Source organism: Camelimonas sp. FR25 (genome assembly GCF_059740505.1).
The window spans coordinates 46,271-64,558 of the sequence record NZ_JCAWFG010000019.1 but is presented as its reverse complement, the minus strand read 5'-3'; the positions used below and the strand labels follow the sequence as shown (position 1 = coordinate 64,558).

At 67.0% G+C, this 18,288-nt stretch carries 14 protein-coding genes, 1 tRNA gene and 2 pseudogenes; 16 read left to right on the top strand and 1 reads right to left on the bottom strand.

Features of this window, described 5'->3' with window-relative positions:
- The first annotated feature begins 93 nt into the window (after nucleotides 1-93).
- The 8 genes from glyA to AC6A67_RS02235 all read left to right on the top strand — a co-directional run bounded on the left by glyA (nucleotide 94) and on the right by AC6A67_RS02235 (nucleotide 9,339).
- A complete protein-coding gene (gene glyA, locus AC6A67_RS02270; protein ID WP_498034905.1) occupies nucleotides 94-1,389 on the top strand; it encodes a serine hydroxymethyltransferase in 1,296 nt (431 codons plus the stop codon).
- Nucleotides 1,390-1,939: 550 nt separating this feature from the next.
- Nucleotides 1,940-2,458, top strand: coding sequence for a transcriptional regulator NrdR (gene nrdR / locus AC6A67_RS02265; protein WP_498034904.1), 519 nt, complete (start codon nucleotides 1,940-1,942; stop codon nucleotides 2,456-2,458).
- A complete protein-coding gene (gene ribD / locus AC6A67_RS02260) occupies nucleotides 2,455-3,630 on the top strand; it encodes a bifunctional diaminohydroxyphosphoribosylaminopyrimidine deaminase/5-amino-6-(5-phosphoribosylamino)uracil reductase RibD (protein WP_498034903.1) in 1,176 nt (391 codons plus the stop codon). Before nrdR ends, ribD begins: the two co-directional genes overlap by 4 nt.
- Nucleotides 3,630-4,283 carry a riboflavin synthase gene (locus AC6A67_RS02255; RefSeq protein WP_498034902.1) on the top strand — a complete coding sequence of 218 codons (654 nt, stop codon included), beginning with the start codon at nucleotides 3,630-3,632 and terminating at the stop codon, nucleotides 4,281-4,283. Before ribD ends, AC6A67_RS02255 begins: the two co-directional genes overlap by 1 nt.
- Before the next feature lie 84 nt (nucleotides 4,284-4,367).
- Complete coding sequence (gene ribH / locus AC6A67_RS02250; protein ID WP_498034901.1) at nucleotides 4,368-4,856, top strand: 6,7-dimethyl-8-ribityllumazine synthase; 489 nt, start codon at nucleotides 4,368-4,370, stop codon at nucleotides 4,854-4,856.
- A gap of 1 nt (nucleotide 4,857) precedes the next feature.
- Nucleotides 4,858-5,319 (top strand): transcription antitermination factor NusB, encoded by a 462-nt coding sequence (gene nusB, locus AC6A67_RS02245; protein WP_498034900.1) that lies wholly within the window; start codon nucleotides 4,858-4,860, stop codon nucleotides 5,317-5,319.
- 237 nt (nucleotides 5,320-5,556) lie between these two features.
- The gene (gene thiL, locus AC6A67_RS02240) at nucleotides 5,557-6,555 is read left to right on the top strand and encodes a thiamine-phosphate kinase (RefSeq protein WP_498034899.1); all 999 of its coding nucleotides are present in this window, start codon (nucleotides 5,557-5,559) and stop codon (nucleotides 6,553-6,555) included.
- Between the two features lie 645 nt (nucleotides 6,556-7,200).
- Nucleotides 7,201-9,339: a sodium-translocating pyrophosphatase gene (locus AC6A67_RS02235; protein WP_498034898.1), complete on the top strand. Its 2,139-nt coding sequence runs from the start codon at nucleotides 7,201-7,203 to the stop codon at nucleotides 9,337-9,339.
- 1,161 nt (nucleotides 9,340-10,500) lie between these two features.
- On the opposite strand, the gene AC6A67_RS02230 is transcribed toward AC6A67_RS02235, so the two are convergent.
- Nucleotides 10,501-10,962 (bottom strand): outer membrane protein assembly factor BamE, encoded by a 462-nt coding sequence (locus tag AC6A67_RS02230; protein WP_498034897.1) that lies wholly within the window; start codon nucleotides 10,960-10,962, stop codon nucleotides 10,501-10,503.
- 456 nt (nucleotides 10,963-11,418) lie between these two features.
- Between AC6A67_RS02230 and AC6A67_RS02225 the strand changes: the two genes are divergently transcribed.
- The 8 genes and pseudogenes from AC6A67_RS02225 to AC6A67_RS02190 all read left to right on the top strand — a co-directional run.
- Complete coding sequence (locus AC6A67_RS02225; protein ID WP_498034896.1) at nucleotides 11,419-11,994, top strand: ubiquinol-cytochrome C chaperone family protein; 576 nt, start codon at nucleotides 11,419-11,421, stop codon at nucleotides 11,992-11,994.
- Entirely contained in the window at nucleotides 11,987-12,520 is a 534-nt protein-coding gene (locus AC6A67_RS02220; RefSeq protein ID WP_498034895.1) for a YceD family protein, read from the top strand. The genes AC6A67_RS02225 and AC6A67_RS02220 overlap by 8 nt, the downstream gene beginning before the upstream one ends.
- 322 nt (nucleotides 12,521-12,842) lie before the next feature.
- Nucleotides 12,843-13,889, top strand: a complete 1,047-nt coding sequence (gene plsX, locus AC6A67_RS02215; RefSeq protein WP_498034894.1) for a phosphate acyltransferase PlsX — start codon at nucleotides 12,843-12,845, stop codon at nucleotides 13,887-13,889.
- Between the two features lie 13 nt (nucleotides 13,890-13,902).
- On the top strand, nucleotides 13,903-14,880 hold the full coding sequence (locus AC6A67_RS02210; RefSeq protein WP_498034893.1) for a beta-ketoacyl-ACP synthase III: 978 nt from the start codon (nucleotides 13,903-13,905) through the stop codon (nucleotides 14,878-14,880).
- Nucleotides 14,881-14,979: 99 nt separating this feature from the next.
- Nucleotides 14,980-15,291: an integration host factor subunit alpha gene (locus tag AC6A67_RS02205; RefSeq protein WP_498034892.1), complete on the top strand. Its 312-nt coding sequence runs from the start codon at nucleotides 14,980-14,982 to the stop codon at nucleotides 15,289-15,291.
- 542 nt (nucleotides 15,292-15,833) lie between these two features.
- Nucleotides 15,834-16,089 (top strand): annotated as a pseudogene (locus AC6A67_RS02200) (MerR family transcriptional regulator); the annotation flags it as partial.
- 1,021 nt (nucleotides 16,090-17,110) lie between these two features.
- Nucleotides 17,111-17,188 (top strand) — tRNA-Pro (locus AC6A67_RS02195).
- 568 nt (nucleotides 17,189-17,756) lie between these two features.
- A pseudogene (locus tag AC6A67_RS02190) lies at nucleotides 17,757-18,182 on the top strand (Ros/MucR family transcriptional regulator); the annotation flags it as partial.
- Nucleotides 18,183-18,288: the final 106 nt, after the last annotated feature.

The following is an 18,288-nucleotide window of genomic DNA, read 5'->3' as shown; positions in this document are numbered from 1 at the left end:
GGCGGCGGCCCTCACGGGCGCGCCGCATGGTTTTTTTTGGAGCCGGGTTGCGGGGCGCTGGCCCTGGCGGATCCGGGAAATGGCGAGGCCGCAATGAGCGAGACCAGTCCGCACCTGTCCAACAGCTTCTTCGGTGCCTCTCTGGCGGAGAGTGATCCGGAAATCGCCCGCGCCGTTGACCTTGAGCTGGGTCGTCAGCGCGATGAGATCGAGCTGATCGCCTCAGAGAACATCGTGTCGCGCGCCGTTCTCGAAGCCCAGGGTTCGGTCCTCACCAATAAATACGCCGAAGGTTATCCGGGTCGTCGCTATTACGGCGGCTGCCAGTTCGTCGACATCGCCGAAGACCTCGCCATCGATCGCGCTAAAAAGCTGTTCGACTGCGGCTTCGCCAATGTGCAGGCCAATTCGGGCTCACAGGCCAATCAGGCGGTGTTCCTGGCGCTGCTGCAGCCGGGCGACGCCTTCATGGGCCTCGACCTCGCCGCTGGCGGCCATCTCACCCATGGCGCGCCGCCGAACATGTCCGGCAAGTGGTTCCGCCCGGTGCACTACACGGTGCGCAAGGACGACCACCGCGTCGACATGGACGAAGTGGCCCGCATCGCTCGCGCCGAGAAGCCGAAGCTGATCATCGCCGGTGGCTCCGCCTATGCCCGCCATTGGGACTTCGCCCGCTTCCGCGAGATCGCGGACGAGGTCGGCGCCTTCTTCATGGTCGACATGGCGCACTTTGCCGGCCTGGTGGCTGGCGGCCAGCATCCGTCGCCGTTCCCGCACGCCCATGTGGTGACCACCACCACCCACAAGACCCTGCGTGGTCCGCGTGGCGGCATGATCCTGACCAATGACGCCGACATCGCCAAGAAGATCAATTCGGCGATCTTCCCTGGCCTGCAGGGCGGCCCGCTGATGCATGTCATCGCCGGCAAGGCCGTGGCCTTCGGTGAGGCGCTGCGTCCGGAGTTCCGCGCTTACGCCAAGGCCGTTGTCGATAACGCCCAGGCGCTGGCCGCCGCCATCAAGGCCGGTGGTCTCGACCTGGTTTCGGGCGGCACCGACAATCATCTGATGCTGGTGGACCTGCGTCCCATGGGCCTCAACGGCAAGGCCGCCGAGGCGGCGCTGGGCCGCGCCCACATCACCTGCAACAAGAACGGCATCCCGTTCGACCCCGAGAAGCCGATGATCACCTCGGGCATCCGCCTGGGCTCGCCGGCTGGCACCTCGCGCGGCTTCGGCACGGCGGAGTTCACCCGCATTGGCGAGCTGATCGTCAAGGTGCTCGACGGTCTGGCGAAGAATGGCGAAGCCGGCAACGCCGCAGTGGAAGCAGAAGTGACCGCCGAGGTGAAGGAACTCACCGCGCGCTTCCCAATCTACGCCTGATCAGGCGCGGAGGCCGCTGGCCTCCTTGCCGCCCGACAGGGCTGGCGCAAGATTGATATGACGATTGACGCCGTCGCTCGCGCGACGGCGTTTTTTTGCGGGCGAGGGGGCTAGTCGGCCGCACCAATCCGATGAGGGCCACGCTCCCCATTCAGCCTTGAGCCATGGCGAGCGTGGCCGCTATGGGCGCGCCGCGCCGCGCCCAAGCCCCCCGGCGTCATGCCCGTGCTTGTCACGGGCATCCACGTCTTCACGTCCGCCCCCGATGGTCTTTCTGCGTCGCCCCCGCGACCATGGCGAGCCGCCCACGCTGCCGGGCCGCCGGCCAGCCCCACGGGCAGGGGTTGCGGCCGCACAAGGCGCGGCTCTTCCCCGCCGGAATGACCGGGGTGCGGCCGCAGGCCTTGCCAGCGCTCGTCATCAGGGCTTAATGCCCCTGTGAGGCATCTGCGCGAGGCGTGGCTGCGTCCACGATCGCCAGGGCCGTCCGTCGCCTGGGGCGGTCCAATGAGGTCACGACAGGCGGGCAGGTTCCCGGGAGGTCACGCGCATGCGCTGCCCGTATTGCGACAGTCTCGACACCCAGGTGAAGGATTCACGTCCGACGGACGATTCGGCCGCCATCCGCCGCCGCCGGGTCTGCCCGGATTGCGGCGGTCGCTTCACCACCTTCGAGCGCGTGCAATTGCGGGAGCTGGTGCTGGTCAAGCGCTCTGGCAAGCGCGCGCCCTTCGATCGCGACAAATTACAGCGTTCGGTTCAGGTCGCCTTGCGCAAGCGGCCGGTGGAGCCGGAGCAGGTCGAACGCATGATCAATGGCATCGTGCGCCAGCTCGAGAGCATGGGCGAGACGGAAATTCCGAGCGAGACGGTGGGCGAGCTGGTGATGGCCGGGCTCAAGGCGCTGGACGAGGTGGCCTATGTGCGCTTCGCCTCGGTCTACCGTAATTTTCGCGAGGCGCGCGAGTTCAGCGCCATCATCGGCGAGCTGGGCGGCGCCGAGGGCGAGGCCGCGCCCGGCCCAGGCCTGCGCCAGCCGCGCCGCCTGACGGATGCATCAGACGCATGAGCGCCGCCAACGCAGACTGTCGGCCTGAGCGCGAGGCCTGCGCCGGCGATGGCCAGGACGCCGCTGCCGCTGCGCGCGATCAACGCTTTATGCGCGACGCCCTGACGGTGGGTCGCCGCAATCTGGGGCTGGCCTGGCCCAATCCTTCAGTGGGCGCGGTGCTGGTCAGCGCTGATGGCCGCACGGTGCTCGGGCGCGGGGCGACCCAGCCAGGCGGGCGGCCGCACGCGGAGGTGGTGGCGTTGGCCGAGGCGGGCGATCTTGCCCGTGGCGCCCACCTCTATGTGACGCTGGAGCCGTGCTCACACGTGGGACGCACCGGCCCCTGCGCCGAGGCGATTGTCGCCGCTGGCGTCGCCCGGGTGGTCTCGGCGATCGAGGACCCTAATCCGCTGGTGGCGGGGCTGGGGCATGCCCGCCTGCGCGCCGCCGGGGTCAGCGTGTGCATTGGCGTCGGCCATGATCAGGCGCGGCGCGACCATATTGGCCATTTTACCCGGGTGCGCGATGGCCGCCCGGCGGTGCAGCTCAAGCTGGCGCAGACGCGCGACGGCGTCGCGGCGCGGCGGCACGGGCCACGGCTGATGATCACCGGCGCGGCGACCCGCGACCGGGTGCATCTGTTGCGCGCCCGCGCCGATGTGATCCTCGTCGGCGTCAGCACCGTGCTCGCCGACGATCCCGACCTCAGCGTGCGTCTGCCTGGCATGGCGGCGATGTCGCCGGTGCGGGTGGTGCTGGACAGCCAGCTGCGCACGCCGCTGTCGGCGCGCATCGTCGCCGACGCGCGGCGCATTCCGACCTGGATCATCACCGCTGAAGATGCGCCGGTGGCGCCAGAGGTGGCGCTGACCGAGGCGGGGGTGGAGGTGATGCGCGTCGCCGCCACTGCGGACGGTCGCGTCGATCTGCGGCTGGCGCTGGAGCTGCTCGGGACGCGCGGCGTCACCCGGGTATTCTGCGAGGGCGGCCCGACGCTGGCCGATGCGCTGGCAGGCGAACGGCTCGTCGAAGAGGTCGCCGTGTTTACGGCCCCGCAGGCCTTTGGCGACGCGGCGGCAGGCGTCGCCGCCATCGGTCCGCGCTTGCGGGAGGCGCTCGACGCCATGCAGATGTTTGCGCAGGAGGTCGTCGGCGACGACACGCTGCAGCTATATGAGAGGGCGAACTGATGTTTACCGGCATCATTACCGATGTGGGCGAGATCCTGTCGGCGGAAGATCACCAGGGCTCGCTGCGCCGGCTGCGCATCGCATCGCATTATGATCCGGCGGGCATCGCCATCGGCGCCTCCATCGCCAGCGGCGGCCCGTGCCTGACCGTGGTGGCGGTGGGCCCCTATAGCTGGGCCGATGGGGCCGCAGGCGCCTGGTATGACGTCGACATCGCCGCCGAGACCCTGGCGCGCACCACCGCCGGCGACTGGCGCGTCGGCGACCGGCTCAATCTGGAGCGGGCGCTGAAAATTGGCGACGAGCTGGGCGGTCACATCGTCACAGGCCATGTGGACGGCGTCGCCGAACTGATCGCGCGTGAGGTGGTGACCGATGGCGACGACACTTGGGGTGAGACCTCGCGCTTCACCCTGCGCGCGCCAGCTGACACCGCCCGCTATATCGCCGAAAAGGGCTCAATCTGCATCGACGGCACGTCGCTCACCGTCAATACGGTTGAGGACGATGTGTTCAGCGTGCTGCTGATCCCGCACACCTTGCAGGTGACGACCTGGGGGCTGCGCCAGCCGGGTGATCGCATCAATCTTGAGGTGGACATGATGGCCCGTTACGCCGCGCGGCTTGCAGAGGCGCAGGCGAAGGGGTACTGACGCCTCCCACCGGTTTTTCCAGCCAGCCGCATTGCGTCGCGCCGGCCACGGGCCGCCGGCGCCGCTGTTTCGAAAGGTCGTCCCATGGTTGCTCCGCGTCGCGCTTCCGCCGCCCAGACGCCGCTGACTGGCGCCCGGGTGCTGGTTGTCGAGGCCCGCTATTATGAGGACCTCCAGGACGAGCTGCTCAAGGGCGCGCTGGCCGCAATCGAGGCGGCGGGGGCCGTCGCCGAGGTGGTGACCGTGCCTGGCGCACTGGAAATTCCGCCGACCATCGCCATTCTGCATGACCTTGCCGCCGCCGCCGGCCGTCCGCTGGACGCCGCCGTGGCGCTGGGCTGTGTCATCCGTGGCGAAACCGGCCATTACGACATTGTCGCAGGCGAAAGCTCGCGGGCGCTGATGGATCTGTCCGTCAGCCTGCGGCTGCCGCTGGGCAATGGCATTCTGACGGTGGAAAACGACGAACAGGCCTGGGCCCGCGCCCGGGTCTCCGACATGAACAAGGGTGGCGGGGCTGCGGAAGCGGCGCTCGCCGTGCTGCGCGTCAAACGCGCCGGACAGGCAGGCTAAGATGGCCAGGGGTGAAATGCGTAGCGCCGCGCGACTGGCGGCGGTGCAGGCGCTGTATGAGATGGACGTGTCGGGCAAGGGTGTGCTCGACGCCATCTCCGAGTTTGAGTCCCACTGGATGGGCCGGGAGATCGAGGGACTGGAGTTCAAGCCAGCCGAGGCCGCCTTCTTCCGCGATATCGTCGCTGGCGTGGTGCGCGACCAGGCCCGCATCGACCGCAATGTCGACGCGGCTTTGGCCGACAAATGGCCGCTGCGCCGCGTCGAGCCGGTGCTGCGCGCCATTCTGCGTGGCGGCGCCTATGAGCTGTTCAATCGCCGGGACGTGCCGGCGAAGGCGTCGATTTCTGAATATGTTGACGTGGCCCGCGCCTTTTATGAGGGCGACGAGCCAGGCATGGTCAACGCCGTGCTCGACGCCATTGGCCGCCAGAACCGCGCTGATGAGCTGACCAGCCGCTGAGCAGGCGCCAGCTGATCAGAACAGACAGATGCTGACGGCGCCGCGGAGGCGCCGTTCGCATGTCCAGGACCCAGTCGCCGGGGCAGGGCGCGGGCCGCTGTTGGTTGGGCGTGCGTGACCGGCGCAGCCATCCCCTGTTGGTTGTGCATCGCGCTGCGCGCCGGGCGTTTGGCGTCCGGGGCGATCGGGGTGATGATGGGGGCGTTGATAGGGCGCCAACAGTGCAGGGAGGCCGCCATGGCTGATATGTCCGAAGACGAGCTGATCGCCGCTTTCTTTGCGCCATTGGCCGGCGAGGGCGGGCTCGGGCTGGCCGACGACGCCGCGCGCCTGCGCCTTGCCGAGAATCATGAGCTGATCGTCACCACCGATGCGGTGGTGGCCGGGGTGCATTTTTTTGCGGATGACGCGCCTGAGGCCATCGCCCGCAAGGCGCTGCGGGTCAATCTCTCGGATCTGGCGGCCAAGGGGGCGCGGCCCATCGGCTTTCTGCTGACGCTCGGCCTGCCCGAGGGCTGGACCCGTGACTGGCTGGCGGCGTTCGCCGGCGCGCTGGGCGACGACGCCCGCGCCTATCATTGCCCGCTGGTTGGCGGCGACACGGTGCGGACGCCCGGGCCGCTGACCATCGCCATCACCGCGCTGGGCGAGACGCCGCGTGGAACCATGACCCAGCGCACCACCGCCAGGGTCGGCGATATCCTCGCCCTCACCGGCTCGATCGGCGACGCCGCGCTGGGGTTGGCGGTGCGCCGCAGCCGCAAGGACGGGGCAGGCCCGGACTGGATCGCCGCTATTGGCGAGGAGCACGCAGCGGCGCTGGAGCAGCGTTATCTGGAGCCGCAGCCGCGTAGCCTGATGGCTGAAGCGGTGCGCGGCCTCGCCAGTTGCGCCATGGATATCTCGGACGGGCTGATCGGCGATCTGCGCAAGATGACGCGCGCCTCTGGCGTCTCTGCCCTGCTGACCCTCGACGACGTGCCGCTGTCGCCGGCTGCTGCTGCGGCGCTGGCTGCCGACGCCAGCCTCGCCAGCAGCCTGTTTGGCGGCGGCGACGACTATGAGTTGCTGCTGAGCGTGGCGCCTTCTCGCTATGAGGCGCTGGCCGCCGCCGCTGCCGAAGCAGGCTGCGGGCTGCGGGCCATCGGCGAGGTGCGGCCGGCCAGCGCCGCCTTCGAGGTGCGCTGGCGCGATGAGCAGGCCTCATTCGGCGCGGGCTCCTACACCCACTTCTGACGCCGCGACCAGGCCCTGGCGCGCCGCAAGCGCCGGGAGCCAGGTCATCGATGAGGCGCCGACAGCATGACGCGCCTGTCGCGCGTGGCTTGCGGCGATCTGGGGATTCGCTGTGGCGCGGCGACATAAACCTCATTCCCTGGTCACATTCTCGCCGATTGCATCGCCGGGGCATCGGACTTTTTTCCGCAGAGGGTTAACCGTGGCCTGCGGCTGACGGCGCGTAGTTGCGCCAGGAATTGTGCGTTGTCGCATATGTTATATGTTATAACAGTGTGACAGCATGGGACTTCGCCGCATTTTCGTCGTGCGTCATGCTTTTTGCCATGTCATTCCGTGATCAACGCCGCCGTCTGGCGCGGGTATGTCAAATATTTGGCCGGTATGTCTATATTATCTACGCTTTGATTTTGCATGGATCTGTATTTTTGCTCGGTATCGCGGGTGTTTTTCTTGTCTGGATGCGGCGCAGGGCGCGCATCTCAGGTGGGTGTAGCCGCCTTGTCCATTTGCCCGCCATGGCAAAAACGGCAATCATGTCATGCTGCTGCAAGGCAGGGTGTGGCCGGGCGTCGCATGGGTGAGAGCGCATGGCGCCATGGAGCCGGCCGCCGCCGACAAAAGAACGTCAGGGAAGAAATACACATGGCTGCATTGCTGATTATTATTCTTCTTGGGGCGCTATCCGTCGTTTACGGCGCCGTCACCATCCGTTCCGTCATGGCTGCTGACGCGGGCAACGCCCGCATGCAGGAGATCGCAGACGCCATCAGGGAGGGCGCGCAGGCCTATCTGCGTCGCCAGTATCTGACCATCGCCGTGGTCGGCGTCATCCTGTTCGCCATTTTATGGTGGTTGCTGGGGCTGCCCGTCGCCATCGGCTTTGTCATTGGCGCGGTGCTGTCAGGCGTCGCCGGCTTCATCGGCATGAATGTCTCGGTGCGCGCCAACGTCCGCACCGCCCAGGCGGCGTCACGCTCGCTGGCAGACGGCCTCGACATCGCCTTCAAATCCGGCGCGGTCACCGGCATGCTGGTCGCCGGTCTCGCGCTGCTCGGGGTCGCCGGCTATTACGCGGTGCTGACCGGGCCGATGGGCGTCGCCCCTGGCGACCGCGTCATCATCGACGCATTGGTGGCGCTGGGCTTTGGCGCCTCGCTGATTTCGATTTTCGCCCGCCTTGGCGGCGGCATTTTCACCAAGGGCGCGGATGTGGGCGGCGACCTTGTCGGCAAGGTCGAGGCGGGAATCCCGGAGGATGATCCGCGTAACCCGGCCACCATCGCCGACAATGTCGGCGACAATGTCGGCGACTGCGCCGGCATGGCGGCAGACCTGTTCGAGACTTATGCGGTGACCGTGGTGGCCACCATGGTGCTTGCGGCGATCTTCTTCGCCGCGACCCCGGCGCTGGCCGCCATGATGCTGTATCCGCTGGCCATCTGCGGCGCCTGCATCGTCACCTCCATCGTCGGCGCCTATTTCGTCAAGCTGGGCGCCAATCAGTCGATCATGGGGGCGCTGTACAAGGGCCTGATCGCCACCTCGCTGCTATCCGTCGTGGGGCTCGCCATCGCCACCCATTTGCTGGTCGGCTGGGGCGACGTGGCCGGGGCCAATGGCCTGGTGCTGAATGGCGGCAAGCTGTTCATCTGCGGCGTGGTTGGCCTTGCGGTCACCGGGCTGATCGTCTGGATCACTGAATATTACACCGGCACCGGCTTCCGCCCGGTGACCTCGATCGCCCAGGCCTCGGTCACCGGTCATGGCACCAACGTCATCCAGGGCCTCGCCGTGTCGCTGGAGGCGACGGCGCTGCCGACCATCGTCATCGTCGCGGGCATCATCGTCACCTTCCAGCTGGCGGGCCTGTTCGGCATCGCCATCGCCGTCACCACCATGCTCGGCGTCGCCGGCATGATCGTGGCGCTCGACGCCTTCGGTCCGGTCACTGACAACGCCGGCGGCATCGCCGAAATGGCGGGCCTGCCGCCAGAGGTGCGCCGCTCGACCGACGCGCTGGACGCGGTGGGCAACACCACCAAGGCGGTGACCAAGGGCTACGCCATCGGCTCCGCCGGTCTTGGCGCGCTGGTGCTGTTCGCGGCCTATAATGAGGACCTGAAATACTTCACCGCCAACGCCGAGCGCTTCCCCTATTTCAAGGGCGTGGCGGTCGATTTCTCGCTGGCCAATCCCTATGTGGTCGTCGGCCTGTTGCTCGGCGGCCTGATCCCCTTCCTGTTCGGCGGCATCGCCATGACGGCGGTGGGTCGCGCGGCGGGCGCGGTGGTGGAAGAGGTGCGGCGGCAGTTCCGTGAGAAGCCCGGCATCATGGAAGGCCGCGACCGGCCGGACTACGCCCGCGCCGTCGACATGCTGACCAAGGCGGCGATCCGCGAAATGGTCGTGCCGTCGCTGCTGCCGGTGCTGGCGCCGGTGGTGCTGTACGTGGTCATCAACGCCGTGGCTGGCAAAAGCCAGGCCTTCGCCGCCGTGGGCGCCATGTTGCTGGGCGTTATCGTCACCGGGCTGTTCGTGGCGATCTCGATGACCTCGGGCGGCGGCGCCTGGGACAACGCCAAGAAGTCGTTTGAGGATGGCTTCACCGACAGTTCCGGCGTGACCCATCACAAGGGCTCGGAGGCCCATAAGGCGTCGGTGACCGGCGACACCGTCGGCGATCCCTACAAGGACACCGCGGGCCCCGCCGTCAATCCGGCGATCAAGATCACCAATATCGTGGCGCTGCTGCTGCTGGCGGTGCTGTCACACATGGCCTGAGGCCGTGGCGGGGCGTCTGGCCCCGCCCTGGCGCTTGCCGCTGCGCCTCCGTTCGCAAGGACGGGGGCGTTTTTTGTTTTGAGGATGTGGGGGCGGCGAAGGTCTGGGTGGGTTGTTGAACGCGTGGATGCCCGTGACGAGCACGGGCATGACGGCGGAAGGGGGGGGCTGGCTGGAGCGACATGGCTGGAGGGGGGCGGCGTCGCAGAGGACGGGACGGCGTTTGTGGGCAGGCTGCAAGCTCGAAATTCGCTTGGGGATACGGCGACGGACGCGCTTCTGGCCTCAACCGTCATGCCCGTGCTTGTCACGGGCATCCACGCGTTTGATGCGGCAGGCGGATGGTCTCGGCCCGATCGGCCAGGCTCGGGGGTGCGGCGTGGAAGACGTGGATGCCCGTGACGAGCACGGGCATGACGGCGGAAGGGGGGGCTGGCCGGAGCGACATGGCTGGAGGTGTGGCGGCGTCCCAGAGGACGGGACGGCTTTCGCGGGCAGGCTGCAAGCTCGAAATAGGCGGGCGCGCTTCTGGCCTCAACCGTCATGCCCGTGCTTGTCACGGGCACCCACGCGTTTGATGCGGCAGGCGGCTGGTCTCGGCCCGATCGGCCAGGCTCGGGGGCGCGGCGTGGAAGACGTGGATGCCCGTGACGAGCACGGGCATGACGGCAGAAGGGGGGCTGGCGTGAGCGACATGGCTGGAGGGGTGGCGGCGTCCCAGAGGACGGGACGGCTTTCGCGGGCAGGCTGCAAGCTCGAAATACGCTTGGGGATACGGCGGCGGGCGCGCTTCTGGCCTCAACCGTCATGCCCGTGCTCGTCACGGGCATCCACGCGTTTGATGCGGCAGGCGGATGGTCTCGGCCCGTTCGGCCAGGCTCGGGGGCGCGACGTGGAAGACGTGGATGCCCGTGACGAGCACGGGCATGACGGTGGGGTGGGGGCGAAGGGGGGTGGGGATGAAGGGGGGAGGGCCTATCGGCTGGCGTTGAGACGGTCAGCGGGTCGGGGCGCCATGGTTGGCGCGGCGTAATGAGACGGCGCATGGCGTGGCGCGGGAGAGTGGCCTTGGCCAGGCTTTAGGCGGTCGGCGTGTCGGGCGGCCATGAAAAAAGCCCGCGGTGGCCGCGGGCTTTGGCTGCTGTCGATGCTGAGTGCGGATCAGGTCGAGAACGGGTTCAGGTTGGAGGCGCCCAGGCCCTTGAACATCTGGCGGACGAAGGACCGTTCCTGGCCGCTGGTCGGGGTCGAGCGGGAGATGAAGTCGAAGACTTCGCCATCCTTCAGGCCATAGAGGGCGACGCGCTCAACCTTGAAAGCGTTGTTGAAATAGACGGCGGCGACGCGCTGGTCGGTGATCGACGGGTTCATGAACTGCACCCGGCGCTCACGCACCTGCGAGATATAATAGAACGTCTTGTTGCCGACGGTCGAGGTGGTGGTCGGCGTGCCCATCTCGGTCAGCACCGTCTCGACGCTCGTGCCCGGCCGGATCTTGGCCAGCGCGGTTTCGTCGATCATATGACCGTGAACAATGACCTCCTTGGCGCAGCCAGCGAGGACGATCGATGCGGTCGCGATGGCGGCGGCGGTCATGACGTTGCGGAGTATGGCCTTCGCCATTCTGTCACCCTTTGTCTTCTCGGCCTGCCAGGCCTGTCGCCATGTTATGGCGCAGGACGCGCAGGCGAGGCGCTGTCGTTCACCCAGAGCCGGCCCCCAGCACTTGAAGCCGCCATGCTTCCCCAGCGGGAAACCGGCGCCAGCGCTGACTGGCCACGCAACGACCTTGCATCATTGCTGCGGGAGGCGTACCCCGCACAAGTGTATTTGGCAAGAACGCGCCCCGCAACTGCGGCGGCGCTCCGTTGCGTTGACGCGCCGCGCGTGGCACCAGGCGAAGGCGCTGCGTCACAGCGCTCGCATGGCGCGGGCCTCGCCGCCGCAGGCCGCGAGCGCGTCGGGCGGGGGCGGCGCCAGGCGTATCTTGCAGGCGGCAGGCGTGGGTCCCAGTGTCCGTTGGGGCGCGCCGGGCGCACCATGCCGCTATGGCCGCAGCTTGGCCGGGAGTTGGATGAGATGGTCTTCAGTTTCCTCAGGAAGGATCCCTACCGACCGGTGATCGACCATCTGTTCGGTCGGGTGAACCAGGCCGCCCGCCAGCCTGAGTTTTATGAGCATTATGGCGTCGCCGACACCACCCAGGGGCGTCTGGAGTTGCTGGAGCTGCACGCCATCCTGACCATGCGGCGGCTGCGCGACCTGCCGGCTCCGGCCGAAGAAGTGTCGCAGCGATTCGTCGACACGGTGTTCGAGCAGATCGAGCACGCCCTGCGTGAAATCGGCATGGGCGACACCACCGTGCCCAAACGCATGAAGCAGATCGCCAAGGGCTATTACGGCCGCGCTGGCGCCTATGACGCGGCGCTCACCGCCGTCGGCGACGCGGATCTGGCCACAGCCGTGGCGCGTAACGTGCTCGATTCGGATATTCCCTCGCCCCTGCTCGCCCGCTATGTGCGCGCCGCCGAGGCCAGACTGGCCAGCCTGTCGCTGGCCGATATTGCGCCTGAGCCAGACGCCGCCGCCCCGGAGCTGTTTCCGGATGCGCGCGCCGTGCGTCTGGCGGCCTCAGGGAGGACCGAGCATGACTGATCGCAACGCAGCCCCGTTTCTCAGCCATGTGGTGCGGGTGTCGGATATGCCGCGTAGCGGGCTCCGGGTGAAGATCGAGGCAGATGAGGACGCGCGCGCGCGCATGGCCAGCGCCTATGATCTGCGCGCCATGCCGCGCATGACGGCGTCTTTCGCTTTGAGCGGCGACGCCCGCCGCCTCAAGCTGAAGGGCGAGGTGCGGGCCAGTATCCGCCAGACCTGCGTGGTGACGCTGGAGCCATTTGATTCCGAGGTGCATGAAAGCTTCGAGCTGACCTTCTCCGAAGATGTGCCAGAGGAGGGGGCCGCCATGCAGCATGAGGACGACGGCTTCAGCAAGCGCGAGGACCCGGAGCCGCTGATCAATGATCGCATCGATCTCGGCGAGCTGGCGGCGGAATATCTGTCGCTGGCTATCGATCCGTGGCCGCGCAAGCCCGACGCGGAATTCACCTGGAAAGACCCCAATGATGAGGTCTCGCCCTTCGCCAAACTGCGGGCGCTGCGCGGCGATACCGAAAGCTGAGGACGTCACGGGGGTGAGGCGAGCGGTTGGCGCGACGGTCCGGCCATGGCGGGGGCGCGATGGGGCCGACATGTTGGGCGCGAGGCCGCTGCAGGGGGGCAGGGGTGGGTGAGAGGCGGGTTAATGCCGCCCGCGCCTTGTTCCGGCCCTTTCTGAGCTGTTGGATGTCGCGTCGTCCCCCGATCCGCGCTTGCACAACCCAGGCCATGTTGTTTACAGCCTGAACACAGAGGTTACGGGGCGCAGGGCCGTGGTTGTGGCCCGCGAACACTGGACCGCCGGACCTGATCCCGGTCCACAACACAGGATACAAGCGCACTCCATGTCACGTACTGTTCGCATTGCGATTGACGCCATGGGCGGTGATCAGGGTCCCAGCGTGACCGTTCCAGGCGCCGCGCTGGCGCTGGAGCGTCGCCCGGACTTGCGCTTTGTCATGACTGGCGATGAGGCCGTGCTCGGCCCGTTGCTGGATCAGCATCCGGCGCTGAAGGCCGCGACCACGGTCCGCCACACCAATGTGGCGGTGGCCATGGACGCCAAGCCGAGCCAGGCCTTGCGCCAGGGCCGCTACCATTCGTCGATGTGGATGGCGCTGGAAGCGGTGAAAAAAGGCGAGGCTGACATTACCGTGTCCGCCGGTAATACCGGCGCGCTGATGGCCATGTCGAAATTTTGCCTGCGCACCCTGGGCGGCGTCGACCGCCCGGCCATCGCCGGCCTGTGGCCAACCCTGCGCGGCGAGAGCGTGGTGCTCGATGTCGGCGCCACCATCGGCGCTGACGCTGCGCATCTGGTCGACCTCGCCATCATGGGCGCGGCCATGGCGCAGATCGTGCTCGACATCGAACGCCCGACGGTCGGGCTGCTCAATGTCGGCGTCGAGGAGGTCAAGGGCCTCGAGGTGGTGAAGGAAGCCGGGCGCATGCTGCGCGAAGGCCAGTTCGCCCAGCTCGACTATCGCGGCTTTGTCGAAGGCGACGACATCGGCAAGGGCACGGTGGATGTGGTGGTCACCGAAGGCTTCACCGGCAATATCGCGCTGAAGACCGCCGAGGGCACCGCCAAACAGTTCGCCAGCCTGCTCAAGGACGCCATGTCGAGCTCGTGGATGAGCAAGCTGGGCTATCTGTTCGCCAAAAGCGCCTTTGACGCGCTGAAAGAGAAAATGGATCCGCGCCGCTCCAATGGCGGCGTGTTCCTGGGTCTTGAAGGAATCGTCATCAAGAGCCATGGGGGAACGGACGCGCTCGGGTTCGCCAGCGCGATCGAACTGGGATACGACATGGCGCGGTTCGACCTGCTGTCGAATATCCGCGGCATGGTGCTGGGAAAAGACGGGCCGTTAGCGGCTGACGGGCAAGCCTGAGGAGTATGGGCGCGTGACACGTTTGCGTTCGGTGGTACGTGGTTGCGGCGCTTATCTGCCCCCGCGTGTGGTGACTAACGCGGATCTGGCCGGTGTGGTCGATACGTCGGATGAGTGGATCGTGCAGCGCACTGGCATCAGCCAGCGCCATATCGCGGCTGATGACGAGACCACCTCGGTGCTCGGCCTGCGCGCCGCCGAGGCGGCGCTGGCCGACGCCGGCCTGACCGCGGCCGACATCGATCTGGTGATCTGCGCCACCGCCACACCGGATTTCACCTTTCCGGCGGTCGCCACGCAGATTCAGGCGGGTCTGGGCATGACCCATGGCGTCGCCTTTGACGTGGCCGCTGTGTGCTCGGGCTTCGTGTTTGGCGTCGCGACGGCTGACAAGTTTCTCACCTCCGGCTCGCACCGGCGCGCTTTGGTGATCGGCGCGGAGACCTTCTCGCGCCTGCTCGACTGGGAAGACCGCACCACGTGCGTGCTGTTCGGCGACGGCGCAGGGGCCATCGTGCTCGAAGCGCAGGAGCAGCCCGGCGAGGCCAGCGATCGCGGCGTGCTCACCTCGCACATCCGCTCCGATGGCCGACATCGCCAGAAGCTCTATGTGGACGGCGGACCAGGCTCGACCAAAACCGTCGGCCATTTGCGCATGGAGGGCAAGGAGGTGTTCCGCCATGCCGTCGGCATGATCACCGACGTGATCGAGGACGCCTTCGCCGCGACAGCGACAACGGCTGACGATCTCGACTGGTTCGTGCCGCACCAGGCCAACCGGCGCATCATTAACGCCAGCGCCGACAAGCTGGGCATCGCCCGCGACAAGGTGGTGGTGACCGTGGACCGCCATGGCAACACCTCCGCCGCCTCGATCCCGCTGGCGCTGGCCGAGGCCCGCGCCGATGGCCGCATCAAACAGGGCGATCTGGTGATGATTGAGGCCATGGGCGGCGGCTTCACCTGGGGCAGCGCGCTTATCCGCTGGTGATCGTCATGCGAGGGCGCGCCTGGGCTGTTGACCAGCACAGTTTGACGGTTTACGCGTAATTACAAAGAGATAGAGCAGTTTTTCAGAGGTGGGGCGAATATGGCGGGGCGCACGGTTACGCGCGCAGATCTTTGCGAAGCGGTTTACCAGAAGGTTGGACTGTCACGGACTGAGTCTGCAGAACTTGTCGAACAGGTTCTGAAAGAGATGTGTGATTGCCTGGCGGGCGGCGAAACAGTGAAACTGTCGTCGTTTGGATCATTCGTGGTGCGCGAAAAGGGTGAGCGGATCGGACGAAATCCAAAGACTGGCGTTGAGGTGCCAATCGAGCCGCGACGTGTCATGGTGTTCAAACCATCGAATGTGCTGAAGGCACGAATCAATGGCCAGGACGTTGCAGACGAGGATTGAGGTCGCCCTGAATTGAAGCGGCATCGGATTTGCGTGGCCAAAGATTCAGATTGGCAATGGTTTAGGTAGCCAAGGGTTTAGGTAGTCCAACGCCGGGCCCCTTGTCGGTTGATATCCGAGTTTGGCGCGGCCCAGCATCAGGGCCCCAACGTTGGGGGGGCTGATCCTTGCGGGCGCCAGGTTACGGGGCGTAGGGCTCGGGGAGCCCCGGCTGCTGAACCGGGCATGCGCCGTGGCGCGCGTGGTCTGGCGTGAGTGTGGGGCTGGCGTGCGTTTCCACTGTGCGACTTGCGCCATCGGCCGTGCGTTCAGACGTCGCGCGGCATGAGCAATGCGACGCCCCATTAACCCGACGAGGTTAATGTTGAGGGCGAGCGGCGGCAAAAAAAATTGGCCCCGGCGTCAGGTGCAGGCGATTTGCTCAGGCCTGTCGCCTGGGTCGAGGCGGCGGACGGGCTGCGCCGGCTCTGTCGGGGCGGCCAGTTTTCGCCAGGTCACCAACAGCAGGGACGCGGGCCATCGCTTTGACAGACCGGCAGATCATGGACAAGGAGCCTGGGGCTTTCAGGACCATCAGCGAAGTGGCTGATGAGCTTGATGTGCCACAACATGTCCTGCGCTTCTGGGAAACCCGCTTCAGCCAGATCAAGCCGCTAAAACGCGGCGGCGGCCGACGGTTTTACCGGCCTGAGGACGTGTTGCTCATCCGCGGCATCCGCCATCTGCTGTATGGCGAGGGCTACACCATCAAGGGCGTGCAGCGCATCCTCAAGGAAGAGGGCGTGCGCCATGTGCAGGAGATCGGCTTTGGCGCTGGTCCCCAGCAGCCTGCGCCGCCGTCAACGCCGCAGGTCGCCTGGCGCGAGCAGGCCGGCGATCCCGAAGAATTTCCAGCCATCGCCCGCCCCCAGCCTTACGCCGCGCCTTACCCAGGCGACCGGGTGGCGTCGCCGCCTGTTGCTTCCTGGTCGGAGGCGATGGGACAGCCGCAGGCGGATGCGTATCAGGACGATCATGCGACCGACGATGGCCAGTCCGGGGCCCAGGGTGCGCCTGGCGAACACGCTGTGCATGGCGGATACGACGCCTATGTCAATGAACCTGGGCCTGGTCGGTCAATGCCGGTGTCTCAGGCGACGTATGAGCCGTTAGCGCCGGGGCAAATGGCGGCTGGTCAAACAGCGCCGGGGCAGGGGGCGGGTGGACTGGACCACCCGGGCGCCGATGCAGACCAGCAGGGCTGGGCGCGCGATGATGCGTGGCCGTCGCATCAGCCCGGCGAAGCCGCTGGGGCTCATGCGGTATCCGGAACGATGGCTGCGAGCGAACCAGCGGACTGGCGTGAGGGAGCGGCAGCGAGCGGTCTGGCGGACGATTGGCGCCAGGGCGCCGGATTTGACGCGCCGCCACAAGCGCCGCTCCATGGTGATCTGCCCGGCGCGATCGGCAATTCCGCCCCTGCGGTGCAGGGGGCTGGCGCAGCGGGTGGCCGCTTGAGCGCCGCCCGGCGCCGGCAGCTGGAAGAGGCGCTGGCCGAATTGCACGAATGCCGTCGCCTGCTTTTGCTGGCGCGCGGCGAGGGTGTTGACGCGGCCTGAGGCGCGCCGCCACAGGCTGCGCGGCATGGTCGTCGCCCGGTGCGGTTCGCCCGGCGCCGCCGGGCTGTCCTCGCGGCGCCATCGGCACTGGCGATGACCGCTGCGCCGCTACCCACAGCTTGCACTTTGCGGGGCGTTGCTTTCGCCACGACGCTTCACTATAAGGCCAACAACGTCAGGTTTTACCTGCCGTTTGCGGGTTCGCCCGCGACGGTAACTGGCGGGCAGTAGCGCAGCCCGGTTAGCGCACTAGTCTGGGGGACTAGGGGTCGTGGGTTCGAATCCCGCCTGCCCGACCATTTCCGTTGGTGTTCGCACCGCAAAAAAGGCGCCGCAAGGCGTCTTTTTGCGTTTCTGGTGCGTTGCTGGAGCAGCTGCGGCGAGCGGCATCGGTATTTGGCCGGTCACTTCGTCGCCCGTCACGCGCTAGGCCTTGCCTGCGCCCTGATCTCCGGGCGTCTGGTCGCGACGCGCTGGCGCGGCAGGCGCTCCGGCGCGGGTGGACGTCCGTGATGGCCTCCGCGGGCGATTGGACGCGTCGCGCCACGCCCCGTCGCGGCGCGCTGGCGATCAATCTGGCGGCGCTGCAATATTTTCATGACTCGCGAATACCGGCGTGCGTGCGCGGCCGCGCTTGAGGCGTTGATGCGCGCCATGCGCCCATCCTCATGCGCGCATGATCTGTCGCCCGCACCCTTACGCTGCTACGGCGCGCCTGCGGCAGACGCGCGCACGGGGCTTGTTTCGGTATTCGGTAGACATGTCGTAGCGGCAAGTAAGGCGCATAAGGAATGAGTTGACCAAATGACAACGAGATGTCTATATGAATAAATTGGAATTTCATGTATTGTTAAAAATGGTTGTCTGATGACTCAAATTTCAAAGGAAGTTATGCGCTGTGCCGTGGATATCATCTGCGCCTATGTGTCAAACAATACACTGCAGCCCGCTGAACTGGCGGGGGTGATCGCTGAGGTGCACGGCGCGCTGGGGCGGATGGCGGCGGGCGAGGGCGCTGCCGCCCAGACCCAGGCGACGGCGCCGGCCCCGCTGACGGCGGCGCAGATCCGCAAGAGCATTACGCCCGATTACATTGTCTGTTTTGAGAACGGGCGGTCCTATCGGTCGCTGACCCGACACTTGCGGGCGGCTTACAATCTCTCCCCGGCCGAGTATCGCCTCAAATGGGGACTGGCGCCGGACTATCCGATGGTGGCGCCGAACTACGCCGCCATGCGCTCCGACCTGGCCCGCAAGATTGGTCTGGGTTCCGGGCGACCTGGCCCCGGAGGGGCCGCCAGCGCGCGTGGCCCCTGGAGGGAGCAGACGCGCGGGAGCGACATGGCCAGTGGCTGGCCCATGGCGCGCCGCAGGCTCTCGACGCCTGGCGACAAGGTCG

Bases quoted from the DNA above. Each gene is read 5' to 3' on its own strand.
- nrdR (WP_498034904.1), top strand. From the start codon at position 1,940: ATGCGCTGCCCGTATTGCGACAGTCTCGACACCCAGGTGAAGGATTCA.
- AC6A67_RS02220 (WP_498034895.1), top strand. From the start codon at position 11,987: ATGACTGATCGCAACGCAGCCCCGTTTCTCAGCCATGTGGTGCGGGTG.
- ribH (WP_498034901.1), top strand. From the start codon at position 4,368: ATGGTTGCTCCGCGTCGCGCTTCCGCCGCCCAGACGCCGCTGACTGGC.
- thiL (WP_498034899.1), top strand. From the start codon at position 5,557: ATGGCTGATATGTCCGAAGACGAGCTGATCGCCGCTTTCTTTGCGCCA.
- ribD (WP_498034903.1), top strand. From the start codon at position 2,455: ATGAGCGCCGCCAACGCAGACTGTCGGCCTGAGCGCGAGGCCTGCGCC.
- AC6A67_RS02230 (WP_498034897.1), bottom strand. From the start codon at position 10,962: ATGGCGAAGGCCATACTCCGCAACGTCATGACCGCCGCCGCCATCGCG.
- AC6A67_RS02225 (WP_498034896.1), top strand. From the start codon at position 11,419: ATGGTCTTCAGTTTCCTCAGGAAGGATCCCTACCGACCGGTGATCGAC.
- plsX (WP_498034894.1), top strand. From the start codon at position 12,843: ATGTCACGTACTGTTCGCATTGCGATTGACGCCATGGGCGGTGATCAG.
- AC6A67_RS02255 (WP_498034902.1), top strand. From the start codon at position 3,630: ATGTTTACCGGCATCATTACCGATGTGGGCGAGATCCTGTCGGCGGAA.
- AC6A67_RS02235 (WP_498034898.1), top strand. From the start codon at position 7,201: ATGGCTGCATTGCTGATTATTATTCTTCTTGGGGCGCTATCCGTCGTT.
- AC6A67_RS02205 (WP_498034892.1), top strand. From the start codon at position 14,980: ATGGCGGGGCGCACGGTTACGCGCGCAGATCTTTGCGAAGCGGTTTAC.
- nusB (WP_498034900.1), top strand. From the start codon at position 4,858: ATGGCCAGGGGTGAAATGCGTAGCGCCGCGCGACTGGCGGCGGTGCAG.
- glyA (WP_498034905.1), top strand. From the start codon at position 94: ATGAGCGAGACCAGTCCGCACCTGTCCAACAGCTTCTTCGGTGCCTCT.